Origin of the sequence: Variovorax ginsengisoli (assembly GCF_030811835.1) — a bacterium.
Taxonomy (GTDB): Bacteria; Pseudomonadota; Gammaproteobacteria; order Burkholderiales; family Burkholderiaceae_C; genus Variovorax; species Variovorax ginsengisoli_C.
Genome location: NZ_JAUSRO010000012.1, coordinates 1 through 21,876 on the forward strand (window position 1 = coordinate 1; position 21,876 = coordinate 21,876).

19 protein-coding genes, 1 other RNA gene and 2 riboswitches are annotated in these 21,876 nt (G+C 66.2%); of the genes, 14 read left to right on the plus strand and 6 right to left on the minus strand.

All coding sequences use genetic code 11. The features are described from left to right. Window positions 1–202: 202 nt before the first annotated feature. Window positions 203–299, plus strand: an RNA gene (gene ffs / locus J2W36_RS18030) — signal recognition particle sRNA small type. 181 nt (window positions 300–480) lie between these two features. Here the strand turns inward: ffs and J2W36_RS18035 are convergent. The 3 genes from J2W36_RS18035 to J2W36_RS18045 all read right to left on the minus strand — a co-directional run bounded on the left by J2W36_RS18035 (window position 481) and on the right by J2W36_RS18045 (window position 3,195). Beyond that, window positions 481–855 carry a DUF4148 domain-containing protein gene (locus J2W36_RS18035; protein ID WP_307691137.1) on the minus strand — a complete coding sequence of 125 codons (375 nt, stop codon included), beginning with the start codon at window positions 853–855 and terminating at the stop codon, window positions 481–483. Window positions 856–1,043: 188 nt separating this feature from the next. Further along, window positions 1,044–1,934, minus strand: a complete 891-nt coding sequence (locus tag J2W36_RS18040) for a LysR family transcriptional regulator (protein ID WP_307691138.1) — start codon at window positions 1,932–1,934, stop codon at window positions 1,044–1,046. A 13-nt stretch (window positions 1,935–1,947) separates the two neighbouring features. Next, entirely contained in the window at window positions 1,948–3,195 is a 1,248-nt protein-coding gene (locus J2W36_RS18045) for a TIGR03862 family flavoprotein (RefSeq protein WP_307691139.1), read from the minus strand. A 218-nt stretch (window positions 3,196–3,413) separates the two neighbouring features. Between J2W36_RS18045 and trxA the strand changes: the two genes are divergently transcribed. Both trxA and rho read left to right on the plus strand, forming a co-directional pair. Beyond that, entirely contained in the window at window positions 3,414–3,746 is a 333-nt protein-coding gene (gene trxA, locus J2W36_RS18050) for a thioredoxin TrxA (RefSeq protein ID WP_307691140.1), read from the plus strand. Window positions 3,747–3,925: 179 nt separating this feature from the next. Continuing rightward, complete coding sequence (rho, locus tag J2W36_RS18055) at window positions 3,926–5,191, plus strand: transcription termination factor Rho (RefSeq protein WP_307691141.1); 1,266 nt, start codon at window positions 3,926–3,928, stop codon at window positions 5,189–5,191. 106 nt (window positions 5,192–5,297) lie between these two features. Here rho and J2W36_RS18060 read toward each other — a convergent pair whose 3' ends face one another. Next, window positions 5,298–6,359, minus strand: coding sequence for an oxidoreductase (locus J2W36_RS18060; RefSeq protein WP_307691142.1), 1,062 nt, complete (start codon window positions 6,357–6,359; stop codon window positions 5,298–5,300). 152 nt (window positions 6,360–6,511) lie between these two features. Between J2W36_RS18060 and J2W36_RS18065 the strand changes: the two genes are divergently transcribed. From J2W36_RS18065 to gcvP, 10 genes are all read left to right on the plus strand, one after another. Beyond that, a complete protein-coding gene (locus J2W36_RS18065) occupies window positions 6,512–6,778 on the plus strand; it encodes a type B 50S ribosomal protein L31 (RefSeq protein WP_307691143.1) in 267 nt (88 codons plus the stop codon). Window positions 6,779–6,855: 77 nt separating this feature from the next. Continuing rightward, a complete protein-coding gene (locus J2W36_RS18070) occupies window positions 6,856–8,589 on the plus strand; it encodes a hypothetical protein (RefSeq protein WP_307691144.1) in 1,734 nt (577 codons plus the stop codon). Next, window positions 8,586–9,953: an MATE family efflux transporter gene (locus J2W36_RS18075; protein WP_307691145.1), complete on the plus strand. Its 1,368-nt coding sequence runs from the start codon at window positions 8,586–8,588 to the stop codon at window positions 9,951–9,953. The genes J2W36_RS18070 and J2W36_RS18075 overlap by 4 nt, the downstream gene beginning before the upstream one ends. Window positions 9,954–10,008: 55 nt before the next feature. Next, complete coding sequence (gene denD / locus J2W36_RS18080) at window positions 10,009–11,028, plus strand: D-erythronate dehydrogenase (RefSeq protein WP_307691146.1); 1,020 nt, start codon at window positions 10,009–10,011, stop codon at window positions 11,026–11,028. 56 nt (window positions 11,029–11,084) lie between these two features. Then, window positions 11,085–12,062 (plus strand): TRAP transporter substrate-binding protein, encoded by a 978-nt coding sequence (locus J2W36_RS18085; RefSeq protein WP_307691147.1) that lies wholly within the window; start codon window positions 11,085–11,087, stop codon window positions 12,060–12,062. An 85-nt stretch (window positions 12,063–12,147) separates the two neighbouring features. Then, window positions 12,148–12,660: a TRAP transporter small permease gene (locus J2W36_RS18090; protein WP_307691148.1), complete on the plus strand. Its 513-nt coding sequence runs from the start codon at window positions 12,148–12,150 to the stop codon at window positions 12,658–12,660. Between the two features lie 10 nt (window positions 12,661–12,670). Beyond that, window positions 12,671–13,963: a TRAP transporter large permease gene (locus J2W36_RS18095; RefSeq protein WP_307691149.1), complete on the plus strand. Its 1,293-nt coding sequence runs from the start codon at window positions 12,671–12,673 to the stop codon at window positions 13,961–13,963. A gap of 63 nt (window positions 13,964–14,026) precedes the next feature. Continuing rightward, window positions 14,027–14,115: riboswitch (glycine riboswitch) on the plus strand. Window positions 14,116–14,127: 12 nt separating this feature from the next. Further along, window positions 14,128–14,241: riboswitch (glycine riboswitch) on the plus strand. A gap of 14 nt (window positions 14,242–14,255) precedes the next feature. Further along, the gene (gcvT, locus tag J2W36_RS18100) at window positions 14,256–15,458 is read left to right on the plus strand and encodes a glycine cleavage system aminomethyltransferase GcvT (RefSeq protein WP_307691150.1); all 1,203 of its coding nucleotides are present in this window, start codon (window positions 14,256–14,258) and stop codon (window positions 15,456–15,458) included. Between the two features lie 48 nt (window positions 15,459–15,506). Next, window positions 15,507–15,881, plus strand: coding sequence for a glycine cleavage system protein GcvH (gene gcvH, locus J2W36_RS18105; RefSeq protein WP_307691151.1), 375 nt, complete (start codon window positions 15,507–15,509; stop codon window positions 15,879–15,881). Window positions 15,882–15,945: 64 nt separating this feature from the next. Then, a complete protein-coding gene (gene gcvP / locus J2W36_RS18110) occupies window positions 15,946–18,837 on the plus strand; it encodes an aminomethyl-transferring glycine dehydrogenase (RefSeq protein ID WP_307691152.1) in 2,892 nt (963 codons plus the stop codon). 37 nt (window positions 18,838–18,874) lie between these two features. On the opposite strand, the gene J2W36_RS18115 is transcribed toward gcvP, so the two are convergent. Beyond that, window positions 18,875–19,789, minus strand: coding sequence for a DUF3014 domain-containing protein (locus J2W36_RS18115; protein WP_307691153.1), 915 nt, complete (start codon window positions 19,787–19,789; stop codon window positions 18,875–18,877). A 117-nt stretch (window positions 19,790–19,906) separates the two neighbouring features. On the opposite strand from J2W36_RS18115, the gene J2W36_RS18120 reads away from it, so the two are divergent. Further along, window positions 19,907–20,536 (plus strand): flavin reductase family protein, encoded by a 630-nt coding sequence (locus J2W36_RS18120; protein WP_307691154.1) that lies wholly within the window; start codon window positions 19,907–19,909, stop codon window positions 20,534–20,536. 7 nt (window positions 20,537–20,543) lie between these two features. On the opposite strand, the gene J2W36_RS18125 is transcribed toward J2W36_RS18120, so the two are convergent. Beyond that, window positions 20,544–21,869 (minus strand): ABC transporter ATP-binding protein, encoded by a 1,326-nt coding sequence (locus tag J2W36_RS18125; RefSeq protein ID WP_307691155.1) that lies wholly within the window; start codon window positions 21,867–21,869, stop codon window positions 20,544–20,546. Window positions 21,870–21,876: the final 7 nt, after the last annotated feature.

Consider the following 21,876-nt stretch of genomic DNA (forward strand, 5'->3'; position numbering starts at 1 on the left):
AGCGCGTTCGACAACGCCTGGACCACATGCTCCTGCCCGACCATTTCTTCGAAATTACGGGGCCGGTATTTGCGGGCGAGCACGAGATAGGACATTGCGGGGATTCTAAGTTGTCGAATAGGTTGTCGCCGACCCCGTACGGCTGGATGCGGCCACGCCTGAGCAGCCGAAGTGGGTATGCGCACGAGGTACAATATGGATTGACGGGCCTCCCCGCATGGTGAAGCGGCCAACCGGGTCAGGTGGGGAACCAAGCAGCCCTAACTGCGTAGTCAGTGCCGGGGGTAAGGCTCGTCAACCTCATCACACGAAGACGTGCGCACAAAGCGGCGCACGCTTCCATCGCCCCTCCCAAGCTCGCAAGCCGTTTCTTCAGGCCATTGCAATGGCACAAAAAAACCCGCACGGACCGAAGGCCATGCGGGTTTTTCAATTCAAGGCGGGCCGCACTCCATGCAGCCCACCAGCTCACATCATTGCTTACTTGCTGACGGTGCCAGAGGTACTGGCGCCGGCGGCTTGCGTGCGGGTCGTCGCAGTCGACACGACACGGCTGTTGACGCGCGAGCCGCTCGACACGTTCTGGTCGGGCGCGTTGGCTGCTGCAATGGCTTGCGCACGCACGGCCTCGGGATCCGCGCTGGGGGTGAAGGCTTCGGCGCCGCGCGAGCCACGTGGCACGTTCTGGTTCGAGGCAGATGCCGCGCTGTAGGCTTCGTTGCGGACTTCGTCGGCCGAACGCGCAGACGTGACGCCCTGCACGCCTTCGTAGGTTTCGGCATGCACAGCAACAGCAGCCAACAGCGACAGGCTGGCAGCGGCGGCGAGAACGGAAAGGCGTTGGGTCATCATCATCTGGATCTCCTCGGGTTCGATCGTGTCGGTAGGACGTTTACGGGTAAGCCCTCTGGCAAACCGCGTCGCCAGTGTGCTGCCGAAAGGCCCATTGCGATCACACGCGGCGAAGACACGATGTTTCCCAGATCGAAACAATCCCTTGCCATTTCTGTGAACACGAACGAGGTGCGCAGTCGCGTTTTTTTCTACAGCGCAACCGCGTCCATGGAGCGCACCAGAAAGTCGAGCATCAGCCGCAGGGCGGCGCTGTTGTACCGACGTTGCGAGTAGGCCGCGTAGATCCATACGTCGGTCGGCATCCAGTCTTCGAACACCGGCACCAGCGCGCCGCGCTCCAGGTGCGGCTTCGCCAGAAACACGGGGGCCACGATCATGCCTGCGCCGCGCAAGGCGAGTTCGATCAAGGCGGCCGGTTCGTTGCAGTCCATGCGCGACTGCATGGGCACGAGATAGGGTTGACCGTCGCGCTGCAGCTCGATGTGATGCGCCGCCATCAGCGAGAAGCGCAGGAACTCGTGCCGCTGCAGGTCTTCGGGCACCTTCGGGAGGCCGCGACGCGCCCAATAGGCTGGCGAAGCGCACAACACGAGCCGAACCGGTGCGAGCCGCCGCACGATGGCATTGAGGTCGGGAATGCGGCCGCCCTGCAACGCGATGTCGATCCCCTCCTCCACCAGATCGACATCCCGGTTGGTGAAGTCGATGCTGATGCTGACTTCCGGGTACTGCGCCATGAAGTCGCTGACCACGCCGGTGAGCCATTCGTTGGCCAGGCCCGACGGTGCCGTCATGCGCAGTCGCCCGCGCGGCGTGCCACCGAACTCCTGCAACTCCGCCAGCGTGCGTTCTGCGCTCTCGACCAGTTGCGTGCTGCGTTCGAGCAGCACCTGGCCGGCATCGGTCAGGCTCAGCGCCCGCGTCGAGCGGTTGAGCAGGCGCACGCCACAGCGCGCCTCGAGTTCGGCCACGTGCTTGCTGGCCGTGGCCTTCGAAACACCCATCGCCAGGGCGGCCCGCGAGAAGCTGCGGCGTTCCGCCACCGCGCGAAAGGTCTTGATCAGGTCCAGGCCGTCCATGTGCGATTTGGCTTCAATCGCCGGCCGCCAGGTGTGCCAGCACGCCTCGCGCTGCTGCCGCCCCGCTGGCCATCGATGCGTTGAGCAGGTAGCCGCCGGTCGGGGCCTCCCAGTCGAGCATTTCGCCCGCGCAGAACACACCGGGCAATGCGCCCGTCATCAATGCCGCATCGAGCGCGCCGAATTTCACCCCGCCAGCCGTGCTGATGGCCTCGTCGATCGGGCGCGGCGCCATCAGCCGGATCGGCACCGCCTTGAGCGTGGCGGCGAGCCTGTCGGGGTCGAGCATTTCTTCGCGCGTGAGCGCTTCGTGCAAGACGCCGGCTTTGACGCCGTCGATACCCAGCCGGCTCTTCAAATGGCTGCTGAGCGAACGGGCGCCGCGTGGGTGGCGCACGGCCGCCGCCACCTGTTCGGGGCTGCGGTCAGGCAGCAAATCGAGACGCACGGTGGCGCTACCGTTCGCGGCAATCTCGTCGCGCAGCAGGGCTGACGCGGCATAGATCAGACTGCCTTCGATACCCGTGGCCGTGGCCACGAATTCGCCGCGGCGCGTGAAGCTGCGCCCCGCCGAATCGGTGAAGGCGATCGCCACCGACTTGAAAGGCTGGCCCGCGAACCGCTCGGCGAAATGCGCGCTCCAGGCCACGTCGAAGCCGCAGTTGGCCGGTGCCAGCGCGGCCACCTCGACGCCACGCGCCTGCAGCCACGGCACCCAGGCACCGTCGGAGCCCAGTCGTGACCAGCTCGCGCCGCCGAGCGCGAGAACCACGGCGTCGTGCTGCGCCTGGACCTCGCCGCCTGGCGCGGCGAAGCGGAGCCTGGTGGCCGATGCCTCGCCGTCCGGCCAGCCGAGCCAACGGTGACGCATATGGAACTGCACACCCGTCGCCCGCAGGCGATGCAGCCAGGCACGCAGCAGGGGTGCGGCCTTCATGTCGGTGGGGAACACGCGGCCTGAGGTGCCGACGAAGGTCTCGATGCCCAGGCCCTGCGCCCATGCGCGCAGCGCGTCCGGGCTGAAGGCCTGAAGCAGCGGCTCGAGCGCGGCGCGACGGTCGCCGAAACGGCTCGCGAACACATCGAACGGCTCCGAATGCGTGAGGTTGAGCCCCCCACGCCCGGCGAGCAGGAACTTGCGGCCCACGGAGGGCATGGCGTCGTAAAGGTGGACCTGGAGGCCAGCGGCGCCCAGGGTTTCGGCGGCCATCAGGCCGGCCGGTCCGCCGCCGATCACGGCGACGGTCTTGATTGCTGTCATTGGGGTCATACCGGTTCATCCCCGCCCGCAAGAAAAAGGCCGCTCGCGCGGAAGGGACAGGGGCGTGGCAGTATCGTTCAAAGCAAGGCGCGGGGGCCTTTGGCTGGGTTTGGCTATCGCGCCCATAGCCCTTTGCCAGCAACGGTGACACTTGGTTTCTGTCACAATGACCTTCACTTCTGCGGGACCGAAAACCACCCGCCCCACAAGGATCCATCATGGCCAGCGAACTGATCAAACACATCTCCGACTCATCTTTCGAAGCCGACGTGCTCAAGTCCGGCAAGCCTGTGCTGGTGGACTACTGGGCCGAATGGTGCGGCCCTTGCAAGATGATCGCGCCCATCCTCGACGAAGTCTCGGCCACGTACGAAGGCAAGCTGCAGATCGCCAAGATGAACGTCGATGAAAACCGCGACATCCCGGCCAAGTTCGGTATCCGCGGCATCCCCACGCTCATGCTGTTCAAGGACGGTCAGCTTGCCGCCACCAAGGTCGGTGCGATGAGCAAGGCGCAACTCACCGCCTTCATCGATCAGCAACTGGCCTGATTCAAGGCGCAGACGGGTGGGCGGCACGCAAGGTGCCGCTCGCCTTTTTTTCCTGTCATAATCTCTTCCATATCACCGGCTCGCCCGGTTTGAGTTCCCCGGTTTGTGAGGCAGTTCTCGCCTCTCCTTAAACCTCCCCCCGTTTCCCGTTCGACAAATACCCCGCCAGGGGTCGCTCCATGCACTTAAACGAACTCAAGGCACTCCACGTGTCTGAAGTCCTCAAGCAGGCCGAAGCCCTTGAGATCGAAAACACCGGCCGCATGCGCAAGCAGGAGCTGATGTTTGCGATCATCAAGAAGCGCGCAAAGGCCGGCGAACAGGTCTTTGCCGATGGCGTGCTCGAAATCCTGCCCGATGGCTTTGGATTCCTGCGCAGCCCGGACACCAGCTTCACCGCCAGTACCGACGACATCTACATCTCGCCAAGCCAGGTGCGCCGCTTCAACCTGCACACCGGCGACATGGTCGAGGGCGAAGTGCGCACGCCCAAGGACGGCGAGCGCTACTTTGCGCTGACCAAGCTGGACGCCGTCAACGGTGGCCCGCCCGAGCAGAACAAGCACAAGGTGATGTTCGAAAACCTGACGCCCCTGTTCCCCAAGGAACAGATGAAGCTCGAACGCGAGGGTGTCAAGGGCGAAGAGAACATCACGGGCCGCATCATCGACATCATCGCGCCCATCGGCAAGGGCCAGCGCGCCCTGCTCGTGGCACCGCCCAAGAGCGGCAAGACGGTGATGATGCAGCACATCGCCCACGCCATCAGCGCCAACTACCCTGAAGTGCACATGATGGTGCTGCTGGTGGATGAGCGGCCTGAAGAAGTGACCGAAATGCAGCGCACCGTGAAGGGCGAGGTCATTGCCTCGACTTTCGACGAGCCTGCTGCACGCCATGTGCACGTGGCCGAAATGGTGATCGAGCGCGCCAAGCGCCTGGTCGAATTGAAGAAAGACGTCGTGATCCTGCTGGACTCGATCACCCGTCTGGCCCGTGCCTACAACAACGTCGTGCCCTCGTCGGGCAAGGTGCTGACCGGCGGTGTCGACTCCAACGCGCTGCAGCGCCCCAAGCGCTTCCTGGGCGCCGCGCGCAACGTGGAAGAAGGCGGCTCGCTGACCATCATCGGCACCGCGCTGATCGACACCGGCAGCCGCATGGACGAAGTGATCTTCGAAGAGTTCAAGGGCACCGGCAACTCCGAAATCCACCTGGACCGCCGCCTGTACGAAAAGCGCGTGTTCCCGTCGATCCAGCTCAATCGCAGCGGTACGCGCCGTGAAGAACTGCTGCTGCCGCCGGAGATCCTGCAGAAGACCCGCATCCTGCGCCAGCTCATGTACAACATGGACGAGATCGAGTCGATGGAGCTGATGCTCAAGAACATGAAGGCGACGAAGACCAATGTCGAGTTCTTCGACATGATGCGTCGCGGGGGCTGACCCCGAATACCACGGCCCGGCGCTGTCGGGTCGGTGGTGGCCATGAAAAAGCCCGTCCTTGCGACGGGCTTTTTCATGGTTTCGTGCCTCCGCGTCGAAGGCGCGTTCACGGTGTGGGCAGCACACGCCCCTCTTCAGCGCTGCGCCGACCCAGGTCCAGCAACGCCATCAGCTCGACGGCCTGCTCAGGCGGCACCGGGTTCGGTCCGGTGCCTCGAATCGCATCGCGCACGGCGGCATAGTAATCGCCGTAATTGCCTGGCCAGTTCGGCACCCTGCTGTCCTTCATCCAGTCGCCGACGGCGAGCACACGAAGGTCGCCGGTCACCGGGTCGACGCCCCAGTCGGCCCCCCCCGGCCGCAAGCCCGCGCGCAGCGCGTCCTCCTGCGGATCGACACCTTGCTTCACATAGCTGCCCCGTGTGCCGTGCACCAGATAGCGTGGCGCCGCGTGCGCGGCCAGGGCGGTCGCATGCAGCACCACACGCAGCGGTGCATGGGGGCCGGTTTCATAGCGCAGTACAGCATGGAAGTAGTCTTCGACGACCGCTGCGTCGCGCAGCGCCGCCAGGTCCACCTGCAGCGTGTCGGGCTTGCCGAACAGCTGCAGCGCTTGGTCGAGCAGATGCGACCCCAGATCGCCCCACAGCCCCGCGCCGGGCACGGCCTGCTCGCGCCAGCGGTCGCGTACTTCGGGCCGGAACCTGTCGAAATGGGATTCGAAATACACGGGTCGGCCCAGCTGGCCGGAGGCCAGCAGGTCGCGCAGCGTCAGGAAATCGGCGTCATACCTGCGGTTCTGGTAGACCGACAGCACACGCTGGTGCTGGGCGGCGAGCGCCGCCAGATCGTGCGCCTGTGCAGCATCAAGCGTGAAGGGCTTGTCGACCACCACGTGCTTGCCGGACTTCAAGGCATCACGTGCGAGCGGATGATGCTGCGCGTTCGGTGCAGCGATCACCACCAGATCGATGTCGCTGCGGCGCAGCAACGCCTGCGCATCGGACTCCACCGGCACGCCGGGCCAGTCGGCTTGCACCTGTGCGGGCTGCGAGCTGGCGACGGCAGCCAGCTGGAGACCTGGCACGGCGGAAAGTACCGGCGCATGGAAGGTCCGGCCCGCGAAACCGTAACCGACGAGGCCGACGCGCAACAGCGGTAAAGTCATAGCGAAGAAATCCTGGTCGACAGAAAGCGCCAGTATGCGATAATCGCAGGCTCCGCGAAAAGTGCAGCCGAAGATGGCACGGGCGTCGTGCCCCTCCCATCGGAACCGTCCACCGTGCTCGTGGCTCTCGCATCGACCCCAAAGGAAATACCATGAAAGAAGGCATCCACCCGAACTACCGTGAAGTCCTGTTCGTCGACATGTCGAACGGCTTCAAGTTCGTGACGCGTTCGTGCGCGAACACGAAGGAAATGGGCAAGACCGACGACGGTCGTGAACTGCCGCTGTTCAAGCTGGACACCACCAGCGAATCCCACCCGTTCTACACCGGCACGCAAAAGTCGGTGGACAACATGGGCGGTCGCGTCGAGAAGTTCCGCAACCGTTTCGGCAAGACCACCGGCGCTGCTTCCAAGTAAGCCAACGTACGCAGGTCGAGGGCAGCCCGGTTTAACCGCGCTGCCCTTTTTCATTTCTCCGCGCAGGCACCTCTCCATTGAACCAGCCGACCCCCGCCATCGTTGCCCAAAGCGCTGTGCGCCGGCTGCCGCGCATCGCCCTGCTTCTGCTGTGCGCGGCCTACCTCCTGCCGGGTCTGATCGGACGTGGACCCTGGAAAAGTGCCGACGTGACGTCCTTCGGCTACATGGCCGAACTCGCGCGTACCACCGAGGGGCTCGCCCGCTGGCTCGACCCCTTGCTGCTGGGCCTGCGGCCGGAAACGCCAGCGCTGCTTCCTTACTGGATCGGCGCCTTCGCGATCAAGCTGGCGCCTTCCTGGGTCCATCCCGACCTGGCGGTGCGCATCGTCTTCGCGCTGATGCTGTGGCTGGTTTTCACGACCACCTGGTATGCGGTTTATTTCCTCGCACGCACCCCGCGTGCGCAACCGGTGGCGTTCGCATTCGGTGGTGAAGCGTTGCCCAAGGACTACGCACGCGCCATGGCCGACGGCAGCCTGCTGGCGCTGCTGGCCTGCTTGGGACTGGCGCAGCTCGGCCATGAAACCACTCCGGCGCTGGCCCAGCTGTTCTTCACGACCCACATGTTCTTCGGGATCGCGGCCCTGCCCTACCGGCCTTTGGGAGCGACCATCGCACTGCTGGGTGGTACGTTTGGCCTGACGCTCAGCGGGGCCCCCGTCGTTGGCCTTGCCCTCGGCCTGGGCGGCCTGCTGATCGCCTGGCATGACAGCCACGGCCGCGCGACCCTTTCCGAGGAGGACGCCGCGCCCGGTTACACCCGCAATGCACTGGGTCTCATCGCGGCAGCAACCTTGATTGCCGCATTGATGGCGATCGTCATGAAGCTGTGGCACTGGCAGATCGCCTTGCCAGGCTCGCACACGGGTCGCTCGCTCGGCGCGGACATCGGCAGCCAGTTGCGCCTGCTGCTGTGGTTCACCTGGCCGGCCTGGCCGCTCGCACTGTGGACCTTGTGGCGCTGGCGGCGGCAGCTGTCTGCGCGCCACGTGGCGCTGCCGCTGTGGTTCGTCGCCGTTCCGCTGGCCGCGACCTGGAGCACGGATTTCTCCGAACGTTCACTGCTGCTGGCGCTGCCGGCATTCGCGACGTTGGCAGCTTTCGCACTGCCGACTTTCCGTCGCAGCGTGGCCGCACTCATCGACTGGTTCACGCTGTTGTTCTTCAGCGGCTCCGCACTCATCATCTGGACCTACTGGATCGCCATGCAGAGCGGCTGGCCGCCCAAGATGGCGTCCAGCGTGGCACGGCTCACACTGGGCCACGTGCCGCCGATTTCCTGGCTGGGTGTCGTCTTCGCAGTGGCTGCCACCATCGCCTGGTGCTGGCTGGTGCGGTGGCGTTCGGGCCGCCATCGCGCAGCGCTCTGGAAAACGCTGGTCCTGCCTGCGGGCGGTGCGGCGCTGTGCTGGCTGCTCGGCATGACGCTCTGGCTGCCCTCACTGGACCATGTGCTCAGCTACGGTCCCCAGGTCGCCGCCATTGCCGAGAAGGTCGGCCCGCAACCGGGCTGCGTGGCCGAATTGGGCGTGCCGCGACCGCAGATCGCCGCGCTGCGCCACCACGGCAATTTCGACCTCGAGGACTTTAACGACAGCAGCCGTTGCCGCTGGCTGCTGATCAGTGCCGATGCGATCCCGACGCTGCGCACGGTCGTGTCCTTCGATCAATGGCATCTGGTCGGCAGCTTCCGCCGCCAGACCAGCGCCAACGACGACCTGCTGCTCTACGAGCGTCACGCTCCGTGAGCCCGGGCTCTCAGGCCGCAGGAGGCAGCGAGCGACGCACGATCGCCCGGCATGCGGGCACGGTGCTCGTCGGGCAACTCGCGGTGATGGCCTTTGGAGTGACGGACACCATCGTCGCGGGCCGCTACGACGAGCGCGCGCTGGCTGCGCTGTCGGTCGGCTCGGCCATTTTCATCAGTGTGTACGTGTCGTTGATGGGTGTGCTGCAGGCACTGCTACCCATCTGGGCTGAACTGCACGGCGCACGCCGCACCGATGAGGTCGGACGATCACTGCGCCAGTCGCTCTACCTGTGTGGCATCGCCATGGTGCTGGGCATGGCCTTGCTGCTGATGCCGGACGCCCTGCTGCAATGGACCCAGGTGCCGCAGGCCATGCGCGGCGACGTCGAGGCGTATCTGGCGATCCTCGCCTTTGCCTTGCCGCCTGCGTTGTTGTTCCGGCTTTTCAGCACGCTCAACCAGAGCCTGGGCCATCCGCAGCTCGTCACGTGGCTGCAAGTGGGTTCGCTCTTCGTGAAGCTGCCGCTGTCGGTCTGGTTCGCCTTTGGCGGCGCGGGTCTGCCGGCCATGGGGCTGGCGGGTTGCGGCTGGGCCAGCTTTGCGGTGAACTGGTCGATGCTCACCGCCGCGCTCTGGCTGCTGCGCACGCAGGCGCTCTACCGGCCTTATGGCTTCTGGCGCCGCATCGAGGCGCCAGACTGGCGGCAGATCGGCCGCTTCGCGCGACTGGGCATCCCGGGTGGCCTGTCGGTGCTGGTCGAAGTGACCTCGTTCACGCTGATGGCGCTCTTCATCGCCCGACTGGGCACCGCCGCCGCGGCTTCGCACCAGATCGCATCGAACCTCACCGCGGTTGCCTACATGATGCCGCTGTCGCTGGCCATTGCCACCAGCGCACGCGTGAGCTACTGGCTCGGCGCGGGTGATCCGACGCGTGCCCGACGTGCCTGCCGCACCGGCTTCGAACTGGCCCTGCTGTGCGCGGCGATGATTGCCACGCTGATGGTCGCGCTGCGCTGGCAGCTCGCCGCCGTGTACTCGGACAGAACGGCCGTCGTCGCCCTGGCGGCCACGCTGCTGCTGGCAACCGCGGCTTACCACGTGGCCGACGCGGTGCAGACGCTGTGTGTCTTCGTGCTGCGCTGCTATCGCGTGACGCTGATGCCGCTGCTGCTCTACTGCGCGCTGCTGTGGGGCGTCGGCCTGGGCGGCAGCTACCTGCTGGCCTACCACGGCCTCGGGTCCTGGCCCGCGATGCAGTCGCCGCTGGCCTTCTGGCTCATGAGCGCGCTGGCACTGGTGCTGACCGCCGTGCTGTTTCTCGGCCTGCTCTGGCGCACGGTGCGCGCAACGCGCGCCTAGTTTGCCTCCGGGGTGCGCGCGGCTAGACTGCTGCGAAAACCAAGGAGACAAACCCATGCACATCGTCATCACCGGCGGCGCCGGATTCCTGGGTGCCCGCCTCGCGCGCACGCTGCTCTCACGCGGTACCCTGTCGCGCGCAGGCACCGCGCCAGCCCCCGTCACACGCATCACGCTGGTCGACCGCGTGGAGGCACCGGCCGACCTCGCCCACGACCCTCGCATCGCCACCGTCGTCGGGGACCTGAATGCCTTGCTGGCCGAAACACCGCAACGGGTCGTCACGCCGCAGGCCGCCGTGGTGTTCCACCTGGCGGCGGCCGTCAGCGGCGAGTGCGAAGCCGACTTCGATCTCGGCATGCGTAGCAATTTCGCTGCGACGAACGCGTTGCTCGAAGCCTGCCGCCATGCGGGCACGATGCCCACGCTGGTGTTCTCCAGCTCGCTGGCGGTCTTCGGCGACGCGCCGGAGCAACCCTTGCCTCCCGTGATCCGCGACGACACGCTACCCACGCCGCTGACCAGCTACGGCATCCAGAAGGTCATCGGCGAGCAGCTGGTGGCCGACTACACCCGCAAGGGATTCATCCAGGGACGCAGCGTGCGGCTGATGACCGTGAGCGTACGTCCGGGCAAGCCCAACGGGGCCGCATCCGGCTTTTTCAGCGGCATGATCCGCGAGCCGCTGGCCGGCGTGCGTGCGCCCTGCCCGGTGCCCGACGACACGCCGGTGGCGATCGGCTCGCCCGCGCGTGCCATCGAAGGCCTGTTGCGGGCGGCAGAGGCCTCCGATGCCGAATGGGGCCCCCGCATCGCATTGAACCTGCCGTCCCTGGCCACCACGGTGGGTGAGATGGCGGCCGCCCTGGGCCGGGTGGCCGGCAGCGCCGCCACCGACCTGCTCGACCGAACGCCGGACCCGGTCATCGCCCGCATCGTCAAGACGTGGCCCGGACGCTTCGAATGGACACGCGCACGCGCGCTCGGCCTGCGCGCCGACGCCAATTTCGACGAGGTGATTCGCGATTACGTCCGTGAAAGTCCCGACGCGGTGAAGCTGCCGACGCGCGCATAGTCAGGCAGCAGTCAGGTGCGCGATCCCGCGCGCGTTGCACCATTCCCGGAGACACCATGAAAATCGGCCCTCTCGCCGCCGCATGCCTTGCGTTGGCCCTCGGCTCCAGCTCCAGCGCCTTCGCGCAGACCACCACCCTCAAGATCGGCTACGCCACCTCCAAGGAGTCGCACTACGGCGTCGGTTCCACCGTGTTCTGCGAGGAGGTCGAGAAGAACACGGCGGGCCGCTTCAAGTGCCAGCACTTCGCCAATTCGGCGCTGGGCGGCGAGCGCGAACAGATCGAGGCCATCCAGCTGGGCACGCAGGACCTGCTGAACACCTCGACCGGCCCGGTGGGCAACTTCGTGCCCGAAATGAAGATCGTGGACATCCCGTTCCTGTTTCGCGACTACGACCATGCGCGCAAGGTCATGGACGGCCCGATCGGCCAGGACATCCTGACCAAGTTCCCGAGCAAGGGGATCATTGCGCTGGCCTGGACGGAAAACGGCTTTCGCCACATGACGAACAGCAAGCGCGACATCGTCAAGCCCTCCGATGCAGCCGGCCTGAAGATGCGCACCATGGAAAACAAGGTGCACATGGACGGCTACCGCACCTTCGGCATCCTGCCCACGCCGATGGCGTTTCCCGAACTGTTCGGCGCGCTGCAGCAAGGCACGGTCGACGGCCAGGAAAACCCGATCCCGGTGATCCTGGCGTCGAAGTTCTCGCAGGTGCAAAAGCACCTGTCGCTCACCGGCCACGTGTACTCGCCCGCACTGCTGTTGCTGTCGCCCAAGGTCTGGAACAAGCTGTCGGACAGCGACAAGAAGGTGTTCCTGGCAGCCGCGCAAAAGGCGTCGGTCGCGCAGCGCAAGAAGGTCAACGACGATGAGAACAACGGCATCGCCCAGCTCGAGAAGGACGGCATGAAGGTCACGCGCATCGTCGACGGCAACGCCTTCCGCGAGGCGCTCAAGCCAGCCTATGTCGGCTACGCCAAGGAATTCGGCGCCGACAACATCAAGAAGATCTCGGACGTCCGTTAAGCGACGCCGCCTCCATCGCCTGACCCGCCGCCCGGCGCGCCTTCATGGCGCCGGGCGCTTTGCTTTTTTGAGAATCGAGATTTTTGTGCAAGCTTTCGAGCGCTACTTCCTTGCCGCCAACCGCTGGGCGCTGATCCTGCTGATCGCCGCCATGTCGGTGATCATCTTCACCAACGTGGCCTTGCGCTACCTCACCAACCAGTCGCTCGAGTGGGCCGAAGAGGTCTCGCGCCACATGATGATCTGGCTGACCTTCCTGGGTGCCGGGCCGGTGCTGCGCTACGGCGGCCACATTGCCGTCGAGAACCTGCAGGACGCGCTGCCGCAGGCGGGCGCGGTGGCCGTGCGCATGGTGGTCGCCGCCCTGCTCTTCGCCTTCTTCGGCTTCATGGTCTGGTATGGCTGGCTCTACATGCAGCGCACCATGTTCCAGCTGACCGCCGTCACGCAAGTGCCGTTCGCCTACATCTACAGTGCGATGCTCATCGGCGGCGTGCTGCTGATCGTTCACTTCCTGCTGGTGGTCAAGGGCTACGTGCTGCGACGGGAGTTCTCGTCGGACGCGCATTTCGACGCCAACGCCAGCGCGTCGCTCTGAAGGAACGACCATGGATGCCAGCGTCATTCTCATCGTCTCCGCCTGCGTGTTCCTGGCCATCGGCGTGCCCGTGGCCTTCGCGCTCGGGCTGTCGACGGCCACCACCCTGATCTTTGCCGAGAGCTACCCGCTCATGGTGCTGCTCAAGGAAACCTTCACCGGCATCGACAGCTTTCCGCTGATGGCCGTGCCCTTCTTCATCCTGGCGGCCGAACTCATGAGCGGCGGGTCCCTCACCGAGGTGCTGCTGCGCTTTGCCGGCCAGTTCGTCGGCCACAAGCGCGGTGGCCTGGGCTACACCAACGTGGTGTCGCTGACCTTCTTCTCGGGCATCTCCGGCTCCGCACTGGCCGATGCGGCCGGCCCGGGTTCGATGCTGATCAAGATGATGGACAAGGCCGGCTACGACCGCTCCTACGCAGCCGCGCTCACCGCGTCGACAGCCATCGTCGGGCCGATCATTCCGCCCTCGATCATCATGATCATCTACGCACTGCAGGACGAGACGGTCTCGGTCGGCACGCTGTTCGTCGCGGGCATCCTGCCGGGCATCCTGATCGCGGTGGCGATGTGCGCGGTCAATTTCCACGTGTCGAAGAAGCGAAACTACAAGGGCGACGGCAAGCTGCCGCCGCTGCGCGAGATCCTGCTGACGACCTGGAAGGCGCTGCCCGCCATCCTGCTGCCGGTGGTCATCCTCGGGGGCATGCGCGCCGGCTGGTTCACGCCGACCGAAGCTTCGGTGGTGGCGGTGTTCTACGCGCTGGTGTGCGGCAAATTCGTCTACCGCACGCTCGAATGGAAGGCGCTGCCGAACATCCTGGAACGCTCGGCGCTGCTGTCGGCCTCGGTGCTGATCATCATCGGCCTGTCGGCGTCGTTCGCCTGGGTGCTGACCATCGAAGGCATTCCGCAGCAGATGGCCGAATGGCTCATCGGCATGAACCTGTCGCCGTGGATGTTCCTCATCATCGTCAACGTGTTCCTGCTGGTCTTCGGCATCTTCATCGAACCGCTGCCGGGCGTGATGGTGCTCGCGCCGATCCTCGCACCGGTGGCGATCAAGCTGGGTGTCGACCCGGTGCACTTCGCGATGATCGTGATCTACAACCTCACGCTCGGCATGATCACGCCACCGGTGGGTGGCCTGCTGTTCGTGACCTGCAACGTGTCGAAGGTGCCCATGTCGAAGCTGGTGCGCGAACTGGTGCCTTTCCTGTGGGCGCATGGCGCGGTGCTGGTGCTGCTGACCTTCGTACCGGCGCTGAGCACGTGGATGCCGAGGGCGCTCGGATTCAAGTGATGCCGATGCCAAGACGCTCCGGTCCGTGGGGCGTGCGCAAGGCAACGACGCAATCCATTACACTTGACCCGGTCAGGAGAGAGTCCCCACGCGGGGCCGCCGAAGGCGCAGGGGTTTCCCGAACGCTCAGGCCAAAGGACTGACGAGGCGCCCGCTCACACGGGCGTTTCCTTGCTGGAGAGAGACGGTGTGCATCGCAGCGATGGAGACCGTCCACCGAAGGAGCAAACCCCGATCGTGGGGCGAATCTCTCAGGTAGAGCGGACAGCAGGGGTGGCCCATGATTTGCGTCATGGATTCCGTCTGCCCCTTTGCTTTGGAGAGCGCCTTGGCTCCCGCACCTGACGATCTGCTCAAGACCCCTCTGTACCACCTGCACGTCGAGCTCGGCGCCCGCATGGTGCCGTTCGCCGGCTACGCGATGCCCGTACAGTACCCGGCCGGCCTGATGGCCGAACACAAGCACACGCGCGCCGCCGCCGGCCTGTTCGACATTTCCCACATGGGCCAGCTGCGCCTGATCGGCCCCGAGGCCGCCGCTGCCTTCGAAAGCCTCATGCCGGTCGACGTGATCGACCTCGCGCCGGGCAAGCAGCGCTACGGACTGCTGCTCAATGAAGCAGGCGGCATCATCGACGACCTGATGTTCTTCAACGAAGGCAATGACGCGCTGTTCGTGATCGTCAACGGCGCCTGCAAGGCAGGCGACATCGCGCACATCCAGGCCAGCATCGGCCATCGCTGTACGGTGGAGCCGATGCCTTCGCATGCTCTGCTCGCACTGCAGGGACCGCAGGCCGCGGCCACACTGGCCCGCCTCTCGCCCGGCATCGAACGTTTCGTTTTCATGACCGGCGGTGCGGTATCGATCGGCGGCATTCCGGCCTTCGTCACGCGCAGCGGCTACACCGGCGAAGACGGTTTCGAGATTTCAGTGGCCGCTGACAACGCCGAAGCGCTCGCCCGCCTGCTGCTGGCGCAGCCCGAGGTGCTGCCCGTCGGCCTGGGTGCGCGCAACTCGCTGCGGCTCGAAGCAGGCCTGTGCCTCTACGGCCACGACATCGACGAAGGCACCACGCCGGTCGAGGCCTCGCTGAACTGGGCGATCCAGAAAGTGCGCCGCACGGGCGGCGCGCGCGAAGGCGGGTTTCCGGGCGCGGCCAAGGTGCTGGCACAGTTGGCCGCATCCGCGGCTGCCGCTGCGGCCAACCCCGCCGACCACGCTGCGCTCCCACGCCGACGCGTCGGCCTGGTGGCGCTCGAACGCATCCCGGTGCGCGACGGGACGCTGCTGCAATCCCTGGAGGGCCAGCCGATCGGGCAGGTCACCAGCGGCCTGCTCGGCCCGACGGTCGACCGCCCCATCGCCATGGGCTATGTCGCCACCGCCTTTGCCACATCGGGCACACGGATTCAGGCTATCGTCCGCGGCAAGCCCGTGGCCATGGAGGTGTGTCCCCTGCCCTTCTTGCCCGCGCGCTACTTCCGCGGCTGATGTCCGCATCCATCGATCTGCATTTCAATTTTTCCAAGGAGCTTCCCCATGGCCATCAAATACACCAAGGACCACGAATGGGTCCAGACCGAAGGCGACGCACCCGTGGTGGTCGGCATCACCGTGCATGCGCAGGATGCGCTGGGCGACGTGGTGTTCGTCGACCTGCCTGAAGTCGGCAAGACCTTTGCCCAGGGCGAAGTCGCCGGCGTGGTCGAGTCCGTCAAGGCAGCCGCCGACGTGTTCATGCCGATCTCCGGCGAGATCGTCGAAGTCAACGAAGCCCTGCGTGCCGACCCGTCGCTGGCCAACAGCGCGCCTCAAGACGCGGGTTGGTTCTTCAAGGTGAAGCCGGACGACGCCACGCAGATCGACGCGCTGCTCGATGCGACCGACTACGAGAAGTTCACGGCCGAGTCCTGATTCCGCCTCGGATCACCCGTCACGCATCACCCGTTTCCCTTCACTCCCGCCGCCTCCCATCGCCATGCCGACGACCGCCTTGCCCTCCCTCACCGAACTCGAGAACCCGCAGGAGTTCATCGCGCGACACATCGGCATCAGTGCCGACGACGAGGCGCGCATGCTGCCCGTCATCGGCTCGGCGAGCCGCGCAGAGCTGATCGACGGCATCGTGCCGGCGGCCATCCGCCGCAGCGCCCCGATGCGCCTGCCGGCGGCGGTGACCGAAACCGATGCGCTGGCCGAACTGCGCACCATCGCGCAGAAGAACCAGGTGTTGCGCAGCTTCATCGGCCAGGGCTACTACGGCACGCACACCCCCGGCGTGATCCTGCGCAACATCCTCGAGAACCCCGCCTGGTACACGGCCTACACGCCCTACCAGGCAGAGATCTCGCAGGGGCGCATGGAGGCGCTGCTCAACTTCCAGACGATGGTCTGCGACCTCACCGGCATGGCCATTGCCAATGCGTCGATGCTCGACGAAGCCACCGCAGCAGCCGAGGCCATGACCCTCGCCAAGCGCAGCGTGAAGAGCAAGAGCCAGACCTTCGTTGTCGCGGGCGACTGCCACCCGCAGACGATCGAGGTGATCCAGACGCGCGCTGCGCCCCTGGGCATCACGGTCTTGCTGGCCGACTCACGCGAGGCCTGGGACGCGGCGCTCGATGGCGACTGCTTTGCCGTGCTGGCGCAGTACCCCGCCACCAGCGGCCGCATCGACGACCTTCGCGCCGATGTGGCCAAGGTGCATGCCAAGGACGCTGCCTTCATCGTCGCGGCCGACCTGCTGGCGCTGACGATGATCACGCCGCCAGGCGAATTCGAGGCGGACATTGTGTGCGGCACCACGCAGCGCTTCGGAATGCCGATGTGCAACGGCGGTCCGCACGCCGCCTTCCTGGCCTGCCGCGATGCCTACAAACGCTCGCTGCCGGGCCGCCTGGTGGGCGTGAGCGTCGATGCACATGGTGCGCCGGCCTACCGACTCGCGCTGCAGACGCGCGAGCAGCACATCCGGCGAGAAAAGGCCACGTCGAACATCTGCACCGCCCAGGTGCTGCCGGCCGTTATTGCCAGCATGTACGCGGTCTACCACGGCCCGGCAGGCCTGACACGCATCGCCCAGCGGGTGGCACGCTACACGGCGATCCTGGCGTCCGGCCTGGCTCAGATCGGTCACGCCCCGCGCGAAACCGCCACCTTCGACACCCTGTCGTTTCACACCGGCGACCAGACCGATGCGCTGGCAGCACGTGCCCGCGCGCTGGGCGCCAATCTGCGTGTGTACGGGGGCGACTGGCTGTGCGTGTCGCTCGACGAAACCACGACGCGCGCCGACATCGAACTGCTCTGGCGCATCTTTGCAGGCGATGGCGGCGCGGTGCCGACCTTCGCCGACCACGAGGGTGCGACGCCCCGCATCCCCGACACGCTGCGGCGCACCAGCGCCTTTCTCACGCACCCGGTGTTCAACACCCACAAGAGCGAAACCGCGATGCTGCGCTACATCCGCAGCCTGTCGGACAAGGACCTCGCGCTCGACCGCAGCATGATTCCGCTGGGCAGTTGCACGATGAAGCTCAACGCAACCAGCGAGATGATCCCGATCACCTGGCCGGAATTCGCGAACATCCACCCGTTCGCGCCAGCCGACCAGTTGCAGGGCTACGCCCAGCTCGATGCCCAGTTGCGCGCCTGGCTGTGCGAGGCCACCGGCTACGCCGGCATCAGCCTGCAGCCCAATGCGGGCTCGCAGGGCGAGTATGCGGGCCTGCTTGCCATCAAGGCTTTCCACGCGTCCAGGGGCGAGAGCCACCGCAACGTCTGCCTGATTCCTTCGTCCGCGCACGGCACCAATCCGGCCAGCGCGCAGATGGTGGGCATGCAGGTGGTGGTGACCGCCTGCGATGCGCAGGGCAACGTGGACATCGACGACCTGCAGCGCGCCTGCGCAAAGCACGGCGACCGGCTGGCCGCCATCATGATCACCTACCCGAGCACGCACGGCGTGTTCGAGACGCGCGTCAAGGAGCTTTGCGAGATCGTGCATTCGCACGGCGGCCGCGTGTATGTCGACGGCGCCAACATGAATGCGCTGGTCGGCGTGGCTGCGCCCGGCGAATTCGGCGGCGATGTGAGCCACCTGAACCTGCACAAGACCTTCTGCATTCCGCACGGCGGCGGCGGCCCGGGCGTCGGTCCAGTCTGCGTGGTCGAAGACCTGGTGCCCTTCCTGCCGGGCCATGCCACGGCGGGCCACGGCGCGCCGGTGGGAGCCGTGTCGGCCGCGCCGCTGGGCAATGCGGCGGTGCTGCCGATCAGCTGGATGTATGTGCGCATGATGGGCCCCCGCGGCCTGCAGACCGCCACCGAGACCGCCATCCTGAGCGCCAACTACATCAGTGCACGGCTGCGCGACCACTACCCGACGCTGTATGCCAGCGCCAACGGCCATGTGGCCCACGAATGCATCCTGGACCTGCGTCCGTTGAAGGACAGCAGCGGCGTGACGGCCGAAGATGTCGCCAAGCGACTGATCGACTATGGCTTTCACGCGCCAACACTGAGCTTTCCCGTGCCAGGCACGCTGATGGTCGAACCGACCGAGAGCGAGCCGCTGGCCGAGCTCGACCGCTTCGTCGAAGCCATGATCGCCATCCGTGGAGAGATTCGCCGCATCGAGGAAGGCGTCTGGCCGCGGGACGACAACCCGCTCAAGCACGCACCGCACACGGCAGCGAGCCTGCTGGCGAGCGACTGGTCGCACCCCTATGCACGCGAGCTGGGCGCCTACCCGCTCGCGGCGCTCAAGGGCAGCAAATACTGGTCGCCGGTGGGTCGCGTGGACAACGTCTATGGCGACCGCAACCTGTTCTGCAACTGCCTGCCGATCGACGCCTACGAAGCCGCCTGAGCGGCTTGACCTCTCTGCTGAAACACGGGCGCCAGCGCTACTTCTTCAAAGCGGGGTTGGTGGCCACATGGCTGCGGAATTCACGCAGTTGCGCCTTCAGGCGCCGCTCGTTGACCAGCCCGACACGCACCATGATCTTCTGGCCGCTGGACAGCGCCTCGAGTTGCGGATCGGTGAACTCGTAGTGCGCCCAGGGCCGTGTCAGTTGCATCTCGCCCTTCACCTCGGGCAGCGTGACCGGCACCAATCCCTCGGGTTCGGGCGCCTGCAGCAAGTGGTCGATCACCGCGACCAGGCGGTCGTTGAAGTAGCGACCTGGATAGCCAAGCTCCTCGTAGGCCTGCTGGAACAACGGGTACAGGCGCGCATACAACTTGGCGGCGCGAGCCATGTCGATCGACTCGGCAAACAGCACGAAGCCGGTGTAACGCGCGCCGTTGTCGGGATGGATGGTCGGGTTGCTGGCATCGCCCTGCACCATGAAGCGCTGCGGCGCGGGCTGCACCGGCCAAAGGCGCGACGGTGCGGGCGAGCGCGCCAGGTTGTCGACCGTGGCGACGAAGCGCCGCACGAAGCCGTCGACCTGCAGGAACGACGCGACCTGCTTGCTGCCAAGCAGCTCGTCGAGCAGCGTCGTCACGCGCGCATCGGCATCCGCGAGCGCCGGCAGCGCGCTCTCAGGCAGGGCAATCGCATCGACCGGATTTCGGGGCCCCGAGGCGGCAGTCGCTGGCGCAGGGGCCGGTGCGGGCGGCATGTCAGCCGGCGCATCGGTGGCGACGGTGGGCGGCACGGACTGAGGCACGGTCTGCGACCGATACCACCACCATGCACCGCCGCCGACCAGCAGCATGAGGAGAACGGCGAGCAGCCAGCGCGACGAAGAGGACGACGACGAAGCCGCGCGCTTGCGCGCGCCTGGCCTGAATTCTGCTGGATCGTTTTCGGGCATGCGCGGAATCCTCCTGGAAACATTCGACACCGCCGGACGGCGACGCGCCATTTGAAACCATCGCGGCCACGGCCGCAGTAACGCCGTGTGAAGTACGCGGGTAACCGTTAGAACTGCATGAACATCGACTTCGCCACCCTGACCGAATACCAGCGCTACAAACTCATGGCCAGCCTGATCGTGCCACGCCCGATTGCGCTGGTCACCACCCTGGGGCCCGACGGCACGGTCAACGCCGCGCCCTTCAGCATGTTCAACATGGTGGGCGAAGAACCGCCCCTGGTGATGATCAGCCTGAACCGTCGCGCCGACACATCGCTCAAGGACACGGCGATCAACATCGGCCGCACCGGAGAATTCGTCGTGCACCTGGCCGACGAGGCCATCGCGCACCAGATGGACCGTTGCGGCGAGCAGCACCCGCCTGACGTGAGCGAAGTCGATGTGGTCGGCTTCACGACGCTCCCCAGCCAGGTGGTCGCGCCACCTCGGATCGCCCAGGCGCCGGTGGCCTTCGAATGCACGCTCTTCGAAAAGCTGGAGACGGCCAGCCGCCAGATCTTCTTCGGCCAGGTGCGCTGGATGCACACGCGCGACGGCCTGATCGACACCGACACTTGGCGAGTCCGCCTGGAGTCGTACTTTCCGGTAGGCCGCTTCGGCGGCAGCCTCTACCTGCGCACCCGCGACCGCTTCATGCTCGATGCCGACGGCACCGAGCAGCAGACCTCGATCGATTCGATCTGACTCAGCCTCAGCTGCCAGCCTTGTCCAAGGCGACCGGTGGGTCGCCCACCGGCAGGTGGATCAGCCCGGTGTGGTAGTCGTACTCGAAGACTTCACCATAGCGGCCCCACTCGATCGCGGTGCGCAGCACACGTTCGGCCACGGCCGCTTCCATGCTGTCGCCGAGCAGTTGCAGGAAGGGCTCTTCGCGCAGTTCGCCCGACGGCGCCTGTTCCAGGCTGTGGCGGATATGTGCAGCCAACGGCACCTGCGCGAGCAACTGCTGGCCAAAGAGCTGCTGGCGCAGCGTGTGGGCGCCTCCCACATAGCAGCGGCCCAGTTCGGTCAGATGCAGGTCCGCATCGGCCAGCTGGGCGAAGCCGAGCAGTGCCAGGGCCTGTGCCAGCGGCAGCAGCGCGTGGTCGGGCAGCTCGGCCTCTTCAGCGAGTTGCGGCAGGTCGGCACGGCCGTTGCGGCCATCTTCGACCAGCATCTCGAGCAGCGCCTCCATGCGATCCACGTCGGCTTCGGGCAGCCGGTCTCCCAGGTGCATGTGCACGGGTTCGTCGCGCGTACGGCCGGCGGCGTGCGCACCGGCCGTCATGAGGGCGTACACCTCGTCGATGAGGGCGCGCACCTCCAGGCTGTCACCGTCACGCGGGCGCGGCAGCGTGATCGGCAGTTCGGCACGCACACGCCCAGGGTTGCTCGAAAAGATCAGCACGCGGTCGGCCATGAGCACGGCCTCCTCGATGTTGTGCGACACCACCAACATCGCCTTGGTCGGCATGGCACCACCGTCCCACAACTGCAGGATGTCGTCGCGCAGGCGCTCGCCGGTGAGCACGTCAAGGGCGGAAAAGGCCTCGTCCATCAGCAGCACCTCGGGTTCGACCACCAGCGCGCGCGCAATGCCCACGCGCTGGCGCATGCCGCCGGAGAGCTCGCGCGGCAGCGCCCCCTCGAAGCCCGCCAGGCCGATGAGATCGATGGCTGACGCGGCACGGCGCGCGCGCTCGCTGCGCGCGACACCGCGCGCCTCCAGGCCGAGTTCGACGTTCTGCTGCACCGTCAGCCACGGGAACAGCGCAAAGGACTGGAACACCATCGCGATGCCGCGCGCAGGCCCGTAGAGCGGCTGGCCGCGGTAGCGCACGCTGCCCGCATCCGCAGTCACCAGGCCTGCGAGCACGCGCAGCATGGTCGACTTGCCCGAGCCCGATTGGCCCAGCAACGCGACGATTTCGCCTTCGGCCAGACGGAAGTCCACGTCCTCGAGCACCGAGCGCGCCGCGCCATCGGCCGAGCGGAAGGACTTGCCGACGCCTGTCAATTCAACAATGGCTTGGGCCATGTCAGTT